This window comes from Streptomyces sp. NPDC091416 (genome assembly GCF_044756845.1).
GTDB lineage: Bacteria > Actinomycetota > Actinomycetes > Streptomycetales > Streptomycetaceae > Streptomyces.
The window spans coordinates 781,554-800,066 of sequence record NZ_JBIVTU010000001.1 but is presented as its reverse complement, the minus strand read 5'-3'; the positions used below and the strand labels follow the sequence as shown (position 1 = coordinate 800,066).

General features: G+C 71.2%; 20 protein-coding genes. 11 read left to right on the top strand and 9 right to left on the bottom strand.

What is annotated here, in order from left to right; translation table 11 throughout:
* Positions 1-16: 16 nt before the first annotated feature.
* Complete coding sequence (locus ACIQMX_RS03445; RefSeq protein WP_402474645.1) at positions 17-613, bottom strand: RDD family protein; 597 nt, start codon at positions 611-613, stop codon at positions 17-19.
* 229 nt (positions 614-842) lie between these two features.
* Between ACIQMX_RS03445 and ACIQMX_RS03440 the strand changes: the two genes are divergently transcribed.
* The 4 genes from ACIQMX_RS03440 (at position 843) to ACIQMX_RS03425 (ending at position 5,096) form a co-directional block, all read left to right on the top strand.
* A complete protein-coding gene (locus tag ACIQMX_RS03440; RefSeq protein WP_402474642.1) occupies positions 843-1,706 on the top strand; it encodes a bifunctional methylenetetrahydrofolate dehydrogenase/methenyltetrahydrofolate cyclohydrolase in 864 nt (287 codons plus the stop codon).
* A gap of 29 nt (positions 1,707-1,735) precedes the next feature.
* Positions 1,736-2,368 carry a DUF3017 domain-containing protein gene (locus tag ACIQMX_RS03435; protein WP_402474640.1) on the top strand — a complete coding sequence of 211 codons (633 nt, stop codon included), beginning with the start codon at positions 1,736-1,738 and terminating at the stop codon, positions 2,366-2,368.
* Positions 2,369-2,823: 455 nt separating this feature from the next.
* Complete coding sequence (locus tag ACIQMX_RS03430) at positions 2,824-3,897, top strand: DUF2690 domain-containing protein (RefSeq protein WP_402474638.1); 1,074 nt, start codon at positions 2,824-2,826, stop codon at positions 3,895-3,897.
* A 209-nt stretch (positions 3,898-4,106) separates the two neighbouring features.
* Complete coding sequence (locus tag ACIQMX_RS03425; protein ID WP_363072816.1) at positions 4,107-5,096, top strand: malate dehydrogenase; 990 nt, start codon at positions 4,107-4,109, stop codon at positions 5,094-5,096.
* A gap of 89 nt (positions 5,097-5,185) precedes the next feature.
* On the opposite strand, the gene ACIQMX_RS03420 is transcribed toward ACIQMX_RS03425, so the two are convergent.
* On the bottom strand, positions 5,186-5,914 hold the full coding sequence (locus ACIQMX_RS03420; protein WP_402474635.1) for an isocitrate lyase/phosphoenolpyruvate mutase family protein: 729 nt from the start codon (positions 5,912-5,914) through the stop codon (positions 5,186-5,188).
* A 46-nt stretch (positions 5,915-5,960) separates the two neighbouring features.
* Complete coding sequence (locus tag ACIQMX_RS03415) at positions 5,961-6,467, bottom strand: carboxymuconolactone decarboxylase family protein (RefSeq protein ID WP_363072813.1); 507 nt, start codon at positions 6,465-6,467, stop codon at positions 5,961-5,963.
* A gap of 47 nt (positions 6,468-6,514) precedes the next feature.
* Between ACIQMX_RS03415 and ACIQMX_RS03410 the strand changes: the two genes are divergently transcribed.
* Positions 6,515-7,918, top strand: coding sequence for a PLP-dependent aminotransferase family protein (locus tag ACIQMX_RS03410; protein ID WP_402474631.1), 1,404 nt, complete (start codon positions 6,515-6,517; stop codon positions 7,916-7,918).
* A gap of 478 nt (positions 7,919-8,396) precedes the next feature.
* On the opposite strand, the gene ACIQMX_RS03405 is transcribed toward ACIQMX_RS03410, so the two are convergent.
* From ACIQMX_RS03405 to ACIQMX_RS03395, 3 genes are read right to left on the bottom strand one after another with little or no spacing between them, the layout of a single operon-like run.
* The gene (locus tag ACIQMX_RS03405; RefSeq protein ID WP_363072810.1) at positions 8,397-8,606 is read right to left on the bottom strand and encodes a hypothetical protein; all 210 of its coding nucleotides are present in this window, start codon (positions 8,604-8,606) and stop codon (positions 8,397-8,399) included.
* On the bottom strand, positions 8,603-8,770 hold the full coding sequence (locus tag ACIQMX_RS03400; protein ID WP_363072868.1) for a hypothetical protein: 168 nt from the start codon (positions 8,768-8,770) through the stop codon (positions 8,603-8,605). The genes ACIQMX_RS03405 and ACIQMX_RS03400 overlap by 4 nt, the downstream gene beginning before the upstream one ends.
* On the bottom strand, positions 8,767-9,003 hold the full coding sequence (locus tag ACIQMX_RS03395) for a hypothetical protein (RefSeq protein WP_363072808.1): 237 nt from the start codon (positions 9,001-9,003) through the stop codon (positions 8,767-8,769). Before ACIQMX_RS03395 ends, ACIQMX_RS03400 begins: the two co-directional genes overlap by 4 nt.
* A gap of 80 nt (positions 9,004-9,083) precedes the next feature.
* On the opposite strand from ACIQMX_RS03395, the gene ACIQMX_RS03390 reads away from it, so the two are divergent.
* The 4 genes from ACIQMX_RS03390 to ACIQMX_RS03375 all read left to right on the top strand — a co-directional run bounded on the left by ACIQMX_RS03390 (position 9,084) and on the right by ACIQMX_RS03375 (position 13,101).
* Entirely contained in the window at positions 9,084-9,935 is an 852-nt protein-coding gene (locus tag ACIQMX_RS03390) for a Scr1 family TA system antitoxin-like transcriptional regulator (protein WP_402474627.1), read from the top strand.
* The gene (locus ACIQMX_RS03385; protein WP_402474624.1) at positions 9,932-10,141 is read left to right on the top strand and encodes a DUF397 domain-containing protein; all 210 of its coding nucleotides are present in this window, start codon (positions 9,932-9,934) and stop codon (positions 10,139-10,141) included. Before ACIQMX_RS03390 ends, ACIQMX_RS03385 begins: the two co-directional genes overlap by 4 nt.
* Positions 10,142-10,949: 808 nt before the next feature.
* Positions 10,950-11,492: a hypothetical protein gene (locus ACIQMX_RS03380; RefSeq protein WP_363072802.1), complete on the top strand. Its 543-nt coding sequence runs from the start codon at positions 10,950-10,952 to the stop codon at positions 11,490-11,492.
* Between the two features lie 640 nt (positions 11,493-12,132).
* Positions 12,133-13,101, top strand: a complete 969-nt coding sequence (locus ACIQMX_RS03375) for a helix-turn-helix domain-containing protein (protein ID WP_363072860.1) — start codon at positions 12,133-12,135, stop codon at positions 13,099-13,101.
* A gap of 511 nt (positions 13,102-13,612) precedes the next feature.
* On the opposite strand, the gene ACIQMX_RS03370 is transcribed toward ACIQMX_RS03375, so the two are convergent.
* Both ACIQMX_RS03370 and rocD read right to left on the bottom strand, forming a co-directional pair.
* Entirely contained in the window at positions 13,613-14,467 is an 855-nt protein-coding gene (locus tag ACIQMX_RS03370; RefSeq protein ID WP_402475577.1) for a hypothetical protein, read from the bottom strand.
* A 53-nt stretch (positions 14,468-14,520) separates the two neighbouring features.
* A complete protein-coding gene (rocD, locus tag ACIQMX_RS03365) occupies positions 14,521-15,726 on the bottom strand; it encodes an ornithine--oxo-acid transaminase (protein WP_363072800.1) in 1,206 nt (401 codons plus the stop codon).
* 213 nt (positions 15,727-15,939) lie between these two features.
* Here rocD and trpS point away from each other — a divergent pair, with 213 nt between their 5' ends.
* Entirely contained in the window at positions 15,940-16,953 is a 1,014-nt protein-coding gene (trpS, locus tag ACIQMX_RS03360; RefSeq protein WP_363072798.1) for a tryptophan--tRNA ligase, read from the top strand.
* 106 nt (positions 16,954-17,059) lie between these two features.
* Positions 17,060-17,650 carry a 2'-5' RNA ligase family protein gene (locus ACIQMX_RS03355; protein ID WP_363072796.1) on the top strand — a complete coding sequence of 197 codons (591 nt, stop codon included), beginning with the start codon at positions 17,060-17,062 and terminating at the stop codon, positions 17,648-17,650.
* Between the two features lie 24 nt (positions 17,651-17,674).
* Here ACIQMX_RS03355 and ACIQMX_RS03350 read toward each other — a convergent pair whose 3' ends face one another.
* Positions 17,675-18,475, bottom strand: a complete 801-nt coding sequence (locus ACIQMX_RS03350; protein WP_363072794.1) for a decaprenylphospho-beta-D-erythro-pentofuranosid-2-ulose 2-reductase — start codon at positions 18,473-18,475, stop codon at positions 17,675-17,677.
* Between the last annotated feature and the right edge of the window lie 38 nt (positions 18,476-18,513).

The window sequence follows — 18,513 nt, the reverse complement described above, 5'->3', positions numbered from 1 at the left end:
TGTGCCCGTGTCCGGATCAGACGGACTTGACGACCACGCTGGAGCAGATCTTGTCCGCGAACGTCTGCTTCTTCGCGTCCCAGATCGGCCACAGCCAGCCGAGGTAGCAGGCGAGGCTGTCCAGGAAGTGGGCGATGTAGCGGACGAACGCCATGCCGAAGCCCAGCGGCTGGCCGTCGGCCTCGCGCAGGACGCGGATGTTCACGGCCTTCTTGCCGATGAACTGGCCGGTCGTGCCTTCCTTGTACAGCTTGAAGAGGCCGAGCCCGAGGGCGACCAGGGCGCCGAGGAGGATGAGGACGGTGCCCGCGCCGCCGCCCACGCCGCCGCCGATGCCGATCAGCAGACCGTACGGAACGCCGATCACGATGCCGTCGATCAGCATGGCCGCGACCCGGCTCCACCAGCCGGCGAACGCGGGCATGCCGCCGTAACCGGGCTGAGGCATGCCGTACTGGGCCGGCGGGGCCTGCGGGTAGCCGTAACCGGGCTGGCCCTGCGGCGGGATGCCCTGGGGGGCCTGCTGCGGGTAGCCGTAGCCCGGCTGGCCCTGCGGCGGCTGACCGGGCTGCTGCCCGTAGGGGTTGTTCGGGTTCGGGTCGCCGAAGCTCATCTGAGGCGTTCCTCCAACAGGACGTACGGGGACGAATGCGGCCGCACGGAGGAAGAAAACATCAGCGGTCCGCCCCCCGGGTACTTCTGCGGCACTGCGGCCTTCATCGTTATAAGCCGGATGTAAGTTTGTCCAGCCGCTGCCCGAGAAGTTGTCCAAGTGCAACCTTGTGTCCACGTGCGGTATCTGCAATTGGTCCCTGGGCGGGGTCATCCGCGAGTATGGGGACATGACTGCCCAGATTCTCGATGGCAAGGCCACCGCAGCCGCGATCAAGTCCGATCTCACCGTCCGCGTGGCGGCCCTCAAGGCCCGGGGTATCACCCCCGGCCTGGGAACCCTGCTCGTCGGGGACGACCCGGGCAGCAGGTGGTACGTGAACGGCAAGCACAAGGACTGCGCCCAGGTCGGTATCGGCTCCATCCAGCGCGAACTCCCCGACACCGCCACGCAGGAGGAGATCGAGGACGTCGTCCGCGAACTCAACGCCGACCCCGCGTGCACCGGTTACATCGTGCAGCTGCCCCTGCCCAAGGGCATCGACACCAACCGCGTCCTGGAACTCATGGATCCGGCCAAGGACGCCGACGGCCTGCACCCGATGAGCCTGGGCCGGCTCGTGCTCAACGAGCAGGGCCCGCTGCCCTGCACCCCGCAGGGCGTCGTCCAGCTGCTCCGCCACCACGGGGTCGAGATCAACGGCGCGCACGTCGTGGTCGTCGGACGCGGTGTCACCATCGGCCGGTCGATCCCGCTGCTGCTCACCCGCAAGTCCGAGAACGCCACGGTGACCCAGTGCCACACGGGCACCCGTGACCTCTCCTCCCACCTCCGTCAGGCGGACATCATCGTCGCCGCCGCGGGCGTGCCGCACATCATCAAGCCCGAGGACGTGAAGCCGGGCGCGGCCGTGCTCGACGTCGGCGTCAGCCGCGACGAGAACGGCAAGATCGTCGGGGACGTCCACCCCGGTGTGGCCGAGGTCGCCGCCTGGATCTCGCCGAACCCGGGCGGTGTCGGTCCGATGACCCGCGCCCAACTGCTCGTCAACGTGGTCGAGGCGGCCGAGCGTGACGCCGCCGAAGCCGTCTGAGCCGGCTGATCCGATCCGGAAGGAACCCCATGGGTGCTGGTACGAGCCCGGCCGACCGGGCCGCCGCGGCGACCGGGCCGGCCGACGGGCAGGCCGAGGACGCGGCTGACACCGCGGCCGAAGCGCCCGCGCCGGATGCGGCCGACGGTCCCGCGGAAGTCGGGGCCGACGCCCCGGCGGCCGATGCGGCCGACGGTGCCGCGGCTCCGGAAGCCCGCACCGGCAGTCACCCGGAGCCCGGACCCGGCGCGGCCCCCGCGTCGCGCCGGTCGCGGCGCTTCCCGTCGTTCACCCGGGACACCGCGCGTCCCGAGGGCGGTGGCCGTGCGGCGGGCGGGGACGCCCCCGCGCCCGCCCGGCAGTGGCCGCTGCTCGCCGTGCTCTGCACGGCCGGGGCCGGTCTGCTGATCGTGGCCGCCGACCCCTTCGACCAGGCCTTCCGGATCGGCACGATCCTGATCGGCGTGGCGCTCATGGGGGGCGCGGTCCTGCGGCTGGTGGTGCCCTCGGTGGGCATGCTCGCGGTGCGTTCCCGCTTCACCGACCTGGTGACGTACGGGCTGCTGGGCGTTCTCATCGTGATGCTGTCGCTCATGGCGCAGCCCAAACCGTGGCTGGACATCCCGGTCCTCGAGGACGCGGTCCACTTCACGATCCGCTGAGCGGTGGTCGTCGAGCGGTGGTAGTCGAGCGATGTCCGTCGAGCGGTGCCCGTCCCCTCCCCCGAGAAGGGACGGACACCGCGGACGAGGCGCACCGGGGCGAAACGCTCCGGAAAGTGGCGAGTTGAGCGGCCTTGCCCCGTCCTGACTCCAGCCTTGTCGACGGGGATCGCGGGTTCAAGTGATGGCTGTGGCCTGTGGCACGGAAGTGACCATTCCGCCACGGTGTGATCGCTGGGCAACGGTGGCAGACTGACCCGGTCGCCACGGGCGGGGGCGTGCGAGGGTGCGCCCGCACGCCCGAGTGCCACCGTGCGCTGCCTCCCCAGGAACCGGCCGTCCGCGTTCACGCATCCACCTGGGTAGTCCGGAACGGAAGACCACCGGTTCGGACAGGGCGCAGACCGTGCGCGGCGCGGCGCAAGCCCGTAGGCAAGTGGGGAAGTGGGGAAGTAATGCCTCGTTGGAAGGCACTGCCGGAGGAGCTCGACCCGCAGATCCGGGAGTTCACCGGCCAGCTGCGCAGACTCGTCGACCGCAGTGGCCTGAGCATCGCGGCGATGGCCGACCGCACGGGCTACAGCAAGACGTCGTGGGAGCGGTATCTGAACGGCCGGCTGCTCGCCCCGCGTGGGGCGATCGTCGCGCTCGGCGAGGCGACCGGGACCGACCAGTCCCATCTGAACACCATGTGGGAGCTGGCGGAACGGGCCTGGAGCCGTGCCGAGATGCGCCACGACATGACGATGGAGGCCATCCGGATCACCCAGGCGCGCGCCGCGCTCGACGAGGCCGCAGGCCCGCGCGGCCACGGCCGGAGCCGGCCCTCCGGCGCCGTCGGCACGGCGGGACCGGTCTCCGGCGAGAGTGGTGCGCCGTCCGTACCGGCTCAGCGCGGGTCCCTGCCGCGCGTGCCGCAGCAGCCGCAGGCCGGACCGGGCGCCGCTCCGGGGCACGGCCTGCCGCCCGCCGTGGCCTTCGCCGCAGGCATCGGCGGGCAGCCGCCGCCCGCGCGCCGCGACGGCGGAGGCGGCCGCAGGGCGGCCGTGATCGCGGCGGTCGTCGTGGGCGCCCTGCTCGCGGTCACCGGCGCGGTGCTGCTGATCGGTTCGGACGGCGACTCCGAGGGCGGCGAGGCCGCCGGCACGCCCTCCCCGACGCCGACGGCCGGTGCCCCGGTGCTGCCCGCCGGGGTCGAGTGCGGCGGCTCCACGTGCACGGGCCGGGACCCCGAGGAGATGGGCTGCGGCGGCGAGCACGTCCGTACGCTCTCCAGCGCCACCGTCGGCACGAGCGTCATAGAGGTGCGCTACAGCGAGACCTGCGCGGCGGCGTGGGCCCGGATCACCGGGGCGGCCCCCGGCGACGTCGTGGAGATCAGCGCGGGCGGCGCGGGACAGAACGGAACGGCGGACGCGACCGCGGCGGCGTACACGCCGATGGTCGCGGTGAAGCGGACCGCCGACGTCCGGGCGTGCGCCACGCTCGCTTCCGGCACGCAGGGGTGCACGGAGGAAGCGTCCCGGTAGGCGGGCGCACGGCCGGTGCGCGGGCGCGGGCCGCCCCGGCCGGGTGAGCGGGAAGTGACCGGTTGTGTGCGGTGCCACAGGGGGGCGGGCGGCTGCGGGGTTCCGGGTCGGATAGCCTGACCGACGGATATCTCTTCACATCAAGATTCAGGGATGTCCAGCACCCGGGGCCAGGAGCCCCCACCGCCAGCTGTCTAACGGAGATCGCCATGACCCGCACTCCCGTGAATGTCACCGTGACCGGCGCAGCCGGCCAGATCGGCTACGCGCTGCTCTTCCGCATCGCCTCCGGCCACCTGCTCGGCCCGGACGTGCCGGTCAACCTGCGGCTCCTGGAGATCCCGCAGGGGCTGAAGGCCGCCGAGGGCACCGCGATGGAGCTCGACGACTGCGCCTTCCCGCTGCTGCGCAACATCGAGATCACCGACGACGCCAACGTCGGCTTCGCCGGCGCGAACGTCGCCCTGCTCGTCGGCGCCCGCCCGCGCACCAAGGGCATGGAGCGCGGCGACCTGCTCTCCGCCAACGGCGGCATCTTCAAGCCGCAGGGCAAGGCGATCAACGACAACGCCGCGGACGACATCAAGGTCCTCGTCGTCGGCAACCCGGCCAACACCAACGCGCTCATCGCGCAGGCCGCCGCCCCGGACGTACCGGCGGAGCGCTTCACCGCGATGACCCGTCTGGACCACAACCGCGCGATCTCGCAGCTGGCCGCCAAGACCGGTGCCGCCGTCTCCGAGATCAAGAAGCTGACGATCTGGGGCAACCACTCGGCCACCCAGTACCCGGACATCTTCCACGCGGAGGTCGGCGGGAAGAACGCCGCCGAGCTCGTCAACGACGAGGCGTGGCTGGCCGACACCTTCATCCCGACCGTCGCCAAGCGCGGCGCCGCGATCATCGAGGCCCGTGGCGCCTCCTCGGCCGCCTCGGCCGCGAACGCCGCCATCGACCACGTGCACACCTGGGTCAACGGCACCGCCGCGGGCGACTGGACCTCCATGGGCATCCCCTCGGACGGTTCCTACGGCGTCCCCGAGGGCATCATCTCGTCCTTCCCCGTCACCACGGAGAACGGCACGTACAAGATCGTCCAGGGCCTGGACATCAACGAGTTCTCCCGTGCGCGCATCGACGCCTCGGTGAAGGAGCTCACCGAGGAGCGCGACGCGGTCCGCGAGCTCGGCCTGATCTGATCCGCACGTCCCCAGGGACACGGACGCCACCGCCCCCGGCAGCGACTCGCTGCCGGGGGCGGTGGCGTTCTGCGGTACGGGGAAAGCCCTCAGGCCGTACGGAGCCCGTCGGCGATCCCGCCCAGCGCCGCCATGGCCCGGCGCTGGAGGCCGGGACCGAACGTGACGCGGGCGGCGCCCAGTTCACCCAGGCGCCGAGGGCCGGGACCGTCCGGCCGGGCCAGGGCGTTCAGCGGCACGGGTACGGCGGCGGACAGGCGGGGGAGCGCCTCGGGCGGCGCCATGATCGGATAGACGCCGTCGGCGCCCGCCGCCACGTACAGCAGCGCCCGCCGCACGGTCTCGGCCTCCTGGTCCACGCCCTCCGCAACACCGGTGGCATACGTGTCCACCCGGGCGTTGACGAACAGCTCGTCCCCGGCCGCCGCCCGCACCGCGGCCAGCCGGTCCGCCTGCCACCGGGCATCCACGAGGACCCCGTCGACCGTGTCCTCCAGATTGCAGCCGACGGCTCCGGCGGTGAGCAGCCGCTCCACCAGCTCCTGCGGCTCCAGCCCGTACCCGGCCTCGATGTCGGCCGACACGGGTACGGCGACGGCGCGGGCGATCCGTGCCACCGCCGCGAACATCTCGGCGGCGGGCGTGGCCCCGTCCTCGTACCCGAGCGAGGCCGCGACCCCCGCGCTCGGCGTGGCCAGGGCGGGGAACCCCGCGTCGGCGAGGACGCGGGCGCTCGCGGCGTCCCACGGGCCGGGGAGGACCAGCGGATCGCCGGGAGTGCGGCCGTGGTGCAGGGCGCGGAGGTCGGACGCGGTCATGGGGTCGGGCTCCTGAGGTGGACGGTGCGGGACGGGCGTGTCCGGATCAGTGGTCGCCGGGCGTGTAGTGGCCCGGGACCATGCGCGTGGTCACGGCGAACCGGTTCCAGGCGTTGATCGCGATGATCGCGGAGATGAGGTGGGCGAGCTCGGTCTCGTCGAAGTGCTTGGCGGCCTTCGCGTACACCTCGTCGGGCACGAAGCCGTCGGTCAGGACGGTGACCGCCTCCGTCAGCTCGATCGCCGCGATCTCCTTCGGCGTGTAGAAGTGCTGCGACTCCTCCCAGGCGCTGAGCTGCACGATCCGCTGGACGGACTCACCCGCGGCGAGCGCGTCCTTGGTGTGCATGTCGATGCAGAACGCGCAGTGGTTGATCTGCGAGGACCGGATCTTCACGAGCTCGGCCACGACCGGGTCGAGCCCCTTGGCGGCCGCGCCGTCCATGCGGGCCATCGCCCGGTAGACCTCGGGGGCGTGCTGGGCCCACTGCAGGCGCGGGGTGTGCTCGGCGGTGTACTCGGAGGTCGCGGGGCTGTTCTCGTTCGTCGTCATGGGTATGACGCTACGCGGCCAGTGGCGCACCTGTATGGTCCATTTCCATGACGGATCCCTGGGCCACTTTCGGCGCCGACCTGCATCTCGACCTGACCGGAGCGAGCGGGCTGCGGACCGGTCTCATGGACGCCCTGCGGGAGGCGGCCCGGACCGGCCGGCTGGCGCCCGGGACCCGGCTGCCCTCCTCCAGGACCCTCGCCGCCGACCTGGGCATCGCCCGCAACACCGTCGCCGACGCCTACGCGGAACTGGTCGCCGAGGGCTGGCTCACCGCCCGGCAGGGCTCCGGCACCCGGGTGGCGCAGCGCTCCGAGCCCCGCCCGGCCGCCACCAGGACGCCGCGCGCCCGGCCGCCCCGCAGCACTCCCGCGTACAGCCTGATGCCGGGCTCGCCCGACCTGGCCACCTTCCCCCGCGCCGAATGGCTGAAGGCGGCCCGCCGCGCCGTCACCCGCGCACCCAACGAGGCCTTCGGCTACGGCGACCCGCGCGGCCGCATCGAGCTGCGCACCGTCCTCGCCGACTACCTGGCGCGGGCCCGCGGGGTGTACGCGGATCCCGAACGCATCATGGTCTGCGCCGGCTTCGTCCACGGGCTGAGGATGCTGGGGCAGGTGCTGCGGGAACGACGGGTGCGCGAGGTGGCCGTCGAGTCGTACGGCCTGGACCCGCACACGGGCCTGCTCGCCGGTGCCGGTCTCCGCACGCCCTGCCTGCCGCTCGACGGGCTCGGCTCCCGGACCGGTGAACTGCACGCGATGCGGGCCGCCGGCGCCGTGCTCCTGACACCCGCGCACCAGTTCCCGACGGGGGTGCCGCTCCACCCCGACCGGCGGGCCGCGGTGGTCGACTGGGCGCGCAGCACCGGCGGGCTGATCCTGGAGGACGACTACGACGGGGAGTTCCGCTACGACCGCCAGCCGGTCGGCGCCCTCCAGGGCCTGGATCCCGAGCGCGTCGTGTACCTGGGGACGGCCAGCAAGTCCCTGGCGCCGGGGCTGCGGATGGGATGGATGGTCGTGCCGCGGTCGCTGGTGGACGAGGTGACCGCGGCCAAGGGCTGGAGCGACTGGGGGTCGAGCGCGCTGGACCAGCTGACCCTGGCGGAGTTCATCGCCTCCGGCGCGTACGACCGGCATGTGCGCTCCATGCGGCTGCGCTACCGCAACCGCCGCGACCAGCTGGTCGCGGCCCTGGCGGAGCGGGCCCCCGCCATCCAGGTCAGCGGAATCGCCGCCGGCCTGCACGCCGTGCTCGAACTCCCGGAGGGCACCGAGGCCGAGGTGATCCGCGCGGCGGCCTGGCAGGGCCTCGCGGTGCAGGGCCTGTCGTTCTTCCGGCACCCGGACGCGGAGGTTCGGCGCGAGGCGCTGGTCATCGGGTACGGAACGCCGACCGACAGCGCGTGGGCGGGCGCCCTGGACGCGCTGGTGCGGGTGCTGTCGTAGAACGGGTGCGGCCGGGCGTTGCTACGTCCCGCCAGGGGTGATGCTTCGGCCGTTGTCCCGCGACCCACCCGATCTCCGCCGTCGACAGGGAGGGGGGAGGCCCTGCCGCCGGCACTCCTTTCCGGTCGGACGCGCCGTCCGGTGAGCGTCACCAGCAGGCCGGCGACGGGGTCGACCACGGTGAACACGTCGAGGTCCCCGGATTCCAGCCGCGCCATCGCCTGCTCCTGTTGCTCCAGGTCCCCGGACCAGTCCCGGAGCCCGTTCCGCACACCGGGGCTCAGACGGACCGCCGACCGTATGCTCCTTCCCCCGGAACCCTCCGCACCGGACGGAACGCCAAGTCCCTCAGCGATGCGGAGAGCCTGCCTCCGCAGCCACCGGAGAGCGAGCCGGCGGTTGCCCACCACGACCCCGCCGAGGGAAACGGCACGCTGCCCGTTCGTCACGGTGATCTCCGCCGCGTAACCCGCACCGGTCATGGCGCACGCTCCCTGTCCGGCTCCACCAGAACCAGAAGCCGATCGACCGCCACGCACCAGCCCTCCGACTCGGCGGCACGAGCGGCGTTCCGTGCGTCGAGCGAGACGTTCAGCTCGGCAAGGAACAACGCGCGGAACTCCGGGTCCGATTCGATGCGTTGCAGCTCGGCGAACTGCTCGTCCCGCCGGGCCCGGTGCGGTCTCACGACGGCTCGCCGTGCGCGGCGGCCTGGTGCCGCCTCCGCAACACGCGGCAGTCGGTCGCCCTGCTCGCGTCCCGCTCCCTGTTCGCGACGGCTTCGGCCAGGTCGAGTTCCTGGCAGTCCGGGCACGCGACGGCCTCGGGCCCCTGCGGGGAATCGGCGATCACAGCGCACCCCGACTCCGGGCGTTCTGCTCGGCGTTCAGGGCGCTGAGGCGTTCACCGGCGGTGGCGGGGCGGACGTTCTCAGGGGTTGCCTCCCACTCGGGGCCTCCGCCGAGGGGCCGCAACGACCAGTACGGACCGGACACTCCCCGGAACTCCCCGACGCGGTCCTTACGGCCCTGATCCACCACGAGTGCTCCGGCGGACGGGAGTGGGACGCGCTGCTGTTCAGCCATCGCCGCACCTCTCTGTAGTCGTTCCGCTACCAAGAGCGTTCAGCGTGGCCTAGAGTCAGGCTGTCTTCAACGTGGCGCCGATGGAGGGCACATTGGTAAACCGTAAAGAGTTGAACCCCGAAGCAAGCGCTCAGGCGGCGTTCGGCGCGCGTTTACGCAGGCTGCGCGAAGCGCGTGGGTGGACCCAGGATCGCCTGGGTGTACTGGTCGGCTGCACGGGCCGACACATTTCGGCGATTGAAACTGGTCGTAAATCGCCAACCCTGCCTTTTTCGCGCAGGGTTGACGCCACCTTGGACACGGCTCACACGGCCGATTCCTTCGAGCGCGAGTGGCGGGAGATCAAGCACGGCAGCTTGCTGGAGGGCTTCCCGGAGTACGTGGGCCATGAGGGCCGGGCCGTGGAGATCCGGCTCTTTGAGATCGGGATCATCCCGGGGCTGTTGCAGACGCCGGAGTACGCGCGAATCTTGGCGGCCACTGCCGTGCGGCTCGGTGCTATCACGCCCGACCAGGCCGATGAGCGGGTCTCGTTCCTGGCGGAGCGGCAGGCGGCGCTGGTGCGGCCCCGGCCCCCCATGGTGTTCGTCACCCTGGACGAGAGCTGCATTCGTCGGCCCATCGGCGGGGCCGCGGTGATGGACGCCCAACTGGCGCGTCTCGTCGAGTTCGCGGGGCTGCCGAACACTCTGCTCCAGGTGGCGCCGTACGAGATCGGCGAGCGTCGTACGTTCGACCTGCCCGTCAACCTGCTGACCCTGCCGGACCGGTCCGTGCTCTGCTACGCCGAGTCTCAGTCGCAGGGACATCTGGACCGGGAAACCACGTCCGTCGTCCCCATGTTGACGTCCTACCATCAACTGCAGGGCGAAGCGATGTCGCAAGCGGCGTCCGTGGCCATGATCAGTGAGTTGCGAAAGGGCATCCAGTGACGACCGAATCCCCCCGTTGGTTCAAGTCCTCGTACAGCAACAACGGCGGCAACTGCGTCGAGGTCGCTGCCAATCTCGTTGCGTCGCGGGGCATCGTCCCCGTCCGTGATTCCAAGGTCCCGGCCGGTCCGGTCCTGCGGGTCCCCGCCGCCTCGTTCGCCTCCTTCGTGGCGGGCGTCAAGGGTGGGGACTTCGGCAGCGTCTGAGGGGCCGGCCCGGCACGTATCGATTCGGAGTGGCCCCGTAGCGCGCTGCGCGGCGGGGCTTTTCGCTGTCCGCAGCGCGTCGGGTGAACGGCGGGATCTCCTCCAGCGCGTGTTCGCCCCGGCCCTCGGCGTTGGACTCGGGCCCGGTGCGGTCTTCGAAGGGCCAGGCCGCGATGCGGGTGAGACAGAAGTCGGCGACCTCCTTGAACGGGCCGGTCTCGAACCACCAGCGGCCCGTTGACGGTCGCCCAGTGCCCGTCGTAGTGGCCGAGGTGCGGCGGAGCCCATGCGGGGGGCGAGGATTCCGGTCTGTTCCAACGCCAACCCACGCGACACGTCCACCGTCGAATGCCGCCTACTTCTGGGGGCATGGACGTCGCGAGCCCACGGCGAGCCCCGGCACGAGACCTGAACCACAGCACCGTGCAAGCAGAAACAAGGAACCTTGCACGCATGACCAACGACGTAGCCGCACGGCAGCCGGAAGACTGGTGGCAGTGCGAACCGGCGAGCAGCTATTGGGGGCGAAGGCACGCTCGGGACAGGCAGGGCACTCATTGATACGGCGCACCGGATGCCGGTGGCTGTGTAACGGCGAAACTGCGGCCCGCTGCCAAACCGGCCGCGCCGATGCGTCCGGAGTAACCACCCGCCCTCGGCGCAGCCCATGTCATTCGGCGCGCTGCGCCGGAAAGCGCCGACAGCACCATCGTGCACATCCCGGATGAAATGACAGAGAGGCAACACCGTGGTGAAGCGAACACCTTTCAGACCAACGAGGTTAGGCAGAGTCCTCATCGCGCTGGCGATGGCGTTCTTCGCGTCTGTGACAACAATGAGCGCGGCCAGCGCCTCCGTCGGCCCCGTCAGCGCTCACCCGGACTTCGCAGCACAGGCAAGAGGCCTCGGCCTGACCAGTTCTCAGGCCGCGAGCCTTCAGTCCAGGGCGGACGAATACCTCACCAAAACGGGAGGAACTCAGGTAGCCGTCAACAAGATTCACATCAAGGCCGGAGCTGATCTGTTCCTCGCCCTGCCCGGAGAGAAATACGCCCGAGATCTGGATGGGAAGGCCGGCTCACGGCTTGCCCAGAGCTACATCTGCCCGTACGGCAGCCTGTGCGCGTACAGCAAGACTTACTACGAGGGCGACGTCTTCGACCTTCGCTGCGTCTACATCAATATGCCCTGGGTCGGTAACGGGTCATGGCACAACAATCAGAGAACCGGCGCACGGGCGTTTTTCTACGACAGTAACTACAACCTCGGCTGGACCTCGCCCGGCGCCAGTAGCTGGGACGCGGACGCACCCTGGGGTTGGGTCTACAGGCTCGCCGCCGCCGCCTGCTAGCGGCTCGAACCGGCTCAGCGGCCGGGTAATCGGCATGCTGCCCAAACACGGCTACTCGAGCCAAGGCGCTGGAGCCGGACATGGCCGCCGACCGTTGAACCCACCGTAAAGGGCAGTGCACCACGAACTCCCGGACCGGGAGTTCGCGCTGTCGGCCGCCGAGAGTCAGCCGTGCCTCGACCCGGTCGATCGAAGACTGACCAGGCGTGCTTGCGCACGTGTTGGGACTTCGGGCACCTCCTCGCCGGCCCGGGTGTCGCACATGTCGCCCCCTCCGTCACCTCATCGGTGGCCATTTTGAACCCTCGGTGTTCCGGAATGCGGCGGGGGGCGACATTGCGGGACATGACGCGGCCCTGTCATTCTGATGTGCGGACCGATCTGTCGAAGAGGCGGCGTGGTGGGGGAGTGACGCCATCGTGAAGTTGTCGGGCCTGGTGGATTGCACCGGCCCTGCCCGGCCTGTGTCGCATGGCCGAAGCATCACGATCGGCCGGGTCGGCATCTTCCCGGCCGGCCCCCTCATTCCACCCAGTAGGGCCACACACCCAGCGAGGGGTGCGAGGCCCTGCCCGTATCGCCAGGGAAACAATACGACTGGGCCGCGCGGCCGAAAGCGGCGAAGGGGAGCCCCATGAGCGTGAGCGCGGCCCTGGACACCACGTCCGTGGCGCCACGGGATCGGGAGGAGACGGTCCGGCAGGCCGTCTGGGAATCCATCGTGCGGATCGACATCGACCACCATCTTCCACCCAAGGATATGTCGGTCCATATCCAGCTGAATGCCATCGGGTGCATCAGCGTGTGCACGGCGCGGGCGAGCGCACTGACGATACGCCGGACGCAACGGCTGGCACGGGAGGAATCGGAGCCGGCCGTCTTCCTCGGTCTCCAGATGACAGGCACCAGCATGGTGGTACAGAACGACCGCCAGGCGGTTCTGAGACCAGGAGACTTCGCGCTCTACGACACGACCGTCCCCTACACACTTCTCTTCGACGCAGGTGTCGACCAGCACTTTCTGCGCTTCCCTCGCACGGTGCTCGCGCTGCCCAGCCGGTCGCTGAACGAGATCACGGCTGTGACCCTCGGATCCGACAACCCCATCGCCGTTCTCGCCTCCACGTACTTCTCCCGCCTGTCCATCAGCGAAAGGGTGCGTCAGGGCCAGTACGCCGACGCGGTCGTGGAGCCCAGCATCGAGCTCGTCCGAGCGGTCGTGGCGTCCCAGCTCGGCGACTCGGACCTGGCCCGCGCACCGTTGGAGGCGACGCTGAGTCTGCGGATCATGCAGTACGTCCGAGCCCACCTTGCTGATCGCGACCTGTCAGCCGCACGGATCGCCGCTGCACACGGCATCTCGATCCGCCGTCTCTACGCAGTACTCGCCCAGTCCGGTATCAGCCTGGGGGACTGGATCCGCTCACACCGCCTGGAGGAATGCCGCCGAGAGCTGACCGGCCCGGAGGGCCGTTTCCGGACCATCGCGGCGATAGGACGGCGCTGGGGCTTCGTGGACGCGACCCACTTCAGCAAGGTGTTCAAGCGGACTTACGGCGTCTCGCCCAAGGCGTGGCGAGACCAGGGACGATCCACGACAGTGCTTTGAGTCGGTGTGTACGTCGGCAACTCCCACGGAAACCAGGCCTGCTCACTCGTCTGAACCGCGAGATCCGCGAGTCTGCTCAGGCTGCCCAGAAGCGAGCCGACACCGGGCACCCGGAGGGCTGCGAGCCGTCCGCCAGTGAGGTGGACCAGCGCGGCGCCGGCGAAGAGAACCCCGCGCCCGGAGGCCGTGCCCAGTGCTCTGACCGGGAAGGTCCGCCGGGTCGGTGGGTCGTTCACGCTCGGAGACGGCCGCGAGCGGCGGCAGAGGTCGGCAGCCGTGGGCGGGGTTTGTGCAGCGCGTCGCTGCAGAGCCGAATCCCACGGGCGCGCGCACGTCCGGTCCGGCCGTTGAGACGACCGGGTCCAAGGAGACGCCGAGCGCCCTCGCCCCGCTCCGCCGCCACGCTCTCGCCGGGGAGGTCCACGACCGGGGCCGGGCCCGCTCGCCGACGTTTCCAGCGCGTGCGGTCTCGACGACGGGGCCGGCGCAGGGGCCCGATGCCGCCGCGCCCCTACCCGGGGCTCACCACAGTGCCGTCCACGTCCTCCGCCGGGGCCTCGCCGAACCGGGCCAGCGCCAGCGCTCCCGCCACGGCCACCGCGAAGCCGGTGACCGCGAGCCAGCCGAGACCGTCACGCGTGCGGTCCCCGAGCCAGATGACGCCCACCAGCGCCGGCCCGATCGTCTCGCCCAGGACCATCCCGGCCGTCGCCGTCGTCACCGAACCCCGCTGCAGCGCCGAGGTCAGCAGCAGGAACGCCGAGCCGCCGCCCACCAGCAGCGCGTACACGGCGGGGTTGGTGAGCAGCGCGGACGGCGACACGTCGTCGATCAGCCGGACCGCGACCTCCACCACCCCGAAACCGAAGCCCGCGCCGAGCCCGAGGACGAGGGCCCGCGCCCGCTCGGGCAGCCGGCCCGCCGCCGTGCCGATCAGCAGGATCCCGACGGCGATCCCGAGCATCCACCAGCGCAGCGGATCGGATCCGGCCGCGTGCCCCTCCTCGCCGGAGGGGAGCCCCAGCATGCCGAGACCGGCGCAGACGACGGCGACGGCCGTCCACTCGGTGGAGCTCAGCCGCACCCCGAGCAGCCGGGCGGCGACGACGGCCGTCACGGCGAGACTCGCGGCCAGGGCCGCGCCCACCGCGTAGATGGGCAGGGAGCGCAGAGCGATGATCTGGAAGACGAAGCCGAGGCCGTCGAATGCGAGCCCGGCCACGTAGCGCCACTGCCGCAAGGCCCGCAGCAGCAGCGCCGGGTCCACCCCCGCCCCGGCCCCGGGCTCGGCGGCGGCCCGCGCGGCGACGGCCTGAAGGACGGAGGCCGTGCCGAAGCAGACCGCGGAACCGAGCGCACAGATCATCCCCAGGAGCACACCGGGACTCTACTGGCGGGGGCGGCGCGACCTCGCGGGGATCAGCCCCGCACCACCTCGCGCAGCTGCTCCAGCCCCCAGTCCAGGTCCTCCTTGCTGATCACCAGCGGTGGCGCGATCCGGATCGTCGAGCCGTGGGTGTCCTTCACCAGCACCCGCCGGTCCATCAGCCTCTCGGAGATCTCCCGGCCCGTGCCGCGGCCCGGATCGATGTCGACGCCCGCCCACAGCCCGCGGCCCCGCACCGCCTCCACCGCGCCGCCGTCCACCAGCAGGCCCAGCTCCCGATGGAGGTGCTCGCCCAGCTCCGCGGCCCGCTGCTGGTACTCGCCGGTCCGCAGCATCGCGATGACCTCCAGCGCGACCGCGCACGCCAGCGGATTGCCGCCGAACGTCGAGCCGTGCTCCCCGGGCCGGTGGACGCCCAGCACCGCGGCGGACGAGACGACCGCCGACACCGGCACCACGCCCCCGCCCAGCGCCTTGCCGAGGACGTACATGTCCGGCACGACGTCCTCGTGCTCACAGGCGAAGGTCTTCCCGGTCCGGCCGAGGCCCGACTGGATCTCGTCCGCGATGAACAGCACGTTCCGCTCGCGGGTCAGCTCCCGGACCCCGGGGAGATAGCCGGACGGCGGGACGAGGACCCCGGCCTCGCCCTGGATCGGCTCCAGCAGCACCGCCACCGTGTTCTCGGTCATCGCCTCCCGCAGCGCGGTCAGGTCCCCGTACGGCACGATCTCGAACCCGGGCGTGTACGGCCCGAAGTCCGCCCGTGCCTCGTGGTCCGTGGAGAAGCTGACGATCGTCGTGGTCCGGCCGTGGAAGTTGTCCGAGGCGACGATGATCTTCGCCATCCCGTCCGGGACGCCCTTGACCCGGTAGCCCCACTTGCGCGCGGTCTTCACCGCGGTCTCCACGGCCTCCGCCCCGGTGTTCATCGGCAGCACCATCTCCATGCCGCACAGTTCGGCGAGCTGCGTGCAGAAGTCGGCGAACCGGTCGTGGTGGAAGGCCCGTGAGGTGAGGGTCACCCGCTCCAGCTGGGCCCTGGCCGCGTCGAGCAGACGGCGGTTGCCATGGCCGAAATTGAGCGCCGAGTATCCGGCGAGCATGTCGAGGTAGCGACGGCCCTCGACGTCGGTCATCCAGGCGCCGTCCGCCGTCGCGACGACGACGGGCAGCGGATGGTAGTTGTGCGCGCTGTGCGCCTCGGCGGAGGCGATGGCGGTTTCCGTGGTCGACACGGGATCTCCGTTCGTCGTGCGGCCCGGGCTGGGATGGTGCCCACTTTGTATCGTCGGTCGGATCCCGCACGAGGAAACCCTCACTGCGCGGCGCGCCCGCGTTTTCGGCGGTGGCGAGGGGTCCGGCCGGTCCGCGGGACCCCCTCGGGCGTCCTCGTGCCTTTCTCGCACCGGCTGCCCGAGATCCGTTCCGTACCTGAGACAATGACTTCCATGGCCTCTGAACGTCCCCGTGTGCTCTCCGGAATCCAGCCCACCGCAGGCTCGTTCCACCTCGGCAACTACCTCGGCGCGGTCCGCCAGTGGGTGGCCCTGCAGGATTCCCACGACGCCTTCTACATGGTGGTCGACCTGCACGCGATCACCGTCCCGCAGGACCCCGCTCAGCTGCGTGCCAACACCAGGCTCGCCGTCGCCCAGCTGCTCGCCGCCGGGGTGGACCCGGAGCGCTGCACGCTCTTCGTCCAGAGCCATGTTCCCGAGCACGCCCAGCTCGGGTGGGTCATGAACTGCCTGGCCGGATTCGGCGAGGCGTCCCGGATGACGCAGTTCAAGGACAAGTCCGCCAAGCAGGGCAGTGACCGCACCACGGTGGGTCTCTTCACCTATCCGCTGCTGATGGTCGCCGACATCCTGCTCTACCAGGCCGACCAGGTCCCGGTGGGCGAGGACCAGCGCCAGCACCTGGAGCTGACCCGTAACCTCGCCGAGCGGTTCAACGGCACCTACGGGGACACCTTCACCGTGCCGGACCCGTACATCCTCAAGGAGACGGCGAAGATCTACGACCTCCAGGACCCGTCCGCGAAGATGAGCAAGTCGGCGGCGACCACCAAGGGTCTGATCAACCTCCTGGACGAGCCGAAGGCGACCGCCAAGAAGGTGAAGAGCGCCGTCACGGACACCGACAGCGTGATCCGTTTCGACCAGGTCGAGAAGCCGGGCGTCAGCAATCTGCTGTCCATCTACTCGACCCTCACCGACACGTCCGTCGCCGACCTGGAGCAGAAGTACGAGGGCAAGGGCTACGGTGCGCTGAAGACGGATCTCGCCGAGGTCATGGTCGACTTCGTCACACCGTTCCGCACCCGGACCCAGGAATATCTCGACGACGCCGAGACGCTGGACTCCATCCTGGCCAAGGGAGCGGAGAAGGCACGGGCCGTCGCCGCCGAGACCCTGGCGCGGACCTATGACCGCATGGGCCTTCTGCCGATCAAGCACTGAGTCCAAGGACCCTGGCGCCGGGGTCCCCACAGGCGGCACACTGGCGGCGTAAAGCATGCGGCCGCCCGTGGCTGAAAACAGATGCTCGAGGATTGAGGAGAACGACGTGGGGACCGTAACGCTCGGCGTTTCGATCGCGGTCCCGGAGCCCTACGGCAGCCTGCTCCAGGAGCGGCGCGCGAGCTTCGGGGACCCTGCCGCACACGGCATTCCCACCCACGTCACCCTCCTGCCGCCGACCGAGGCGGAGGCGGCCGACCTGCCGGCGATCGAGGCGCACCTCGCCGCCATCGCGACCGGCGGCCGCCCCTTCCCGATGCGCCTCTCCGGTACGGGCACCTTCCGCCCGCTGTCGCCGGTCGTCTTCGTCCAGGTCGTCGAGGGCGCCTCGGCCTGCTCCTGGCTCCAGAAGCGGGTCCGGGACGCCTCCGGGCCGCTGGTGCGCGAGCTCCAGTTCCCGTACCACCCGCACGTGACCGTCGCGCACGGCATCTCCGAGGCGGCGATGGACCGCGCGTACGCGGAGCTCGGCGACTACGAGGCGTCCTGGACCTGCGGTTCCTTCGCGCTGTACGAGCAGGGCGTCGACAGCGTCTGGCGCAAGGTCAACGAGTTCCCGTTCGGGGCGGGCGGCGGCAGCCCCGCCGTGCCCGCGCAGAGCGGCAGCTCCGTGGACGCGCCCTCGCTCCACACCTGAGCCGGCGGGCCGGGCGACCGGCCCTCAGACCGGCAGGCGCCGGAACAGCGGCCGCGGCACGTGCCGCAGTGCCGACATCACCGCCCGCAGCGCCCCCGGCACCCACACCGTCTCCGAACGCCGCCGCAGCCCCGTCACGATCGCGTCCGCGACCGCGTCCGGCGTGGTCACCAGCGGGGTGCGGGTGAACGGGATCATCGCGAGCGGGGCCCCGGACGCCGCCGCGCCGGACCCGGGCGGTGCGCTCGCCGGCCGGACCAGGCCGGGACGTACGACCATCACGTGCACCCCCGTCCCGTGCAGGGCGTCCCCGAGGCCCTGCGCGAACGCGTCCAGGCCCGCCTTGCTCGACCCGTAGATGAAGTCCGCGCGCCGGGCGCGTTCCCCCGCCACGGAGGAGAGCACCACCAGCGAGCCGTGCCCCTGCGCCTGGAGTGCGCCGGCGCACACCAGGCCGGCGGAGACGGCGCCCGTGTAGTTCGTCTGGGCGACCCGGACCGCGGACAGGGGCTCCTCCTCGTCGCGTTCCTGATCGCCGGGGATGCCGAAGGCCAGGAGCACCATGTCGATGTCGCCCTCGGTGAAGATCTTGCCGAGGCCGGTCTCGTGGGACTCGGTGTCCAGCGCGTCGAAGTCGACGGTACGGACGTAGGCCCCCCGGCCGCGCAGTTCGGCCGCGGCCGAGTCCAGGGCCGGGGAGGGGCGGCCGGCCAGCCAGACCGTGCGGGTGCGGCCGGCGATCAGGCGGCGTGCGGTGGCGAGGCCGATCTCCGAGGTGCCGCCGAGGATGAGCAGGGACTGCGGGGCACCGAAGGCATCCTTCACGGGAACGCTCCTTGAGGCGGGGGCGGGGGATGGAAAGC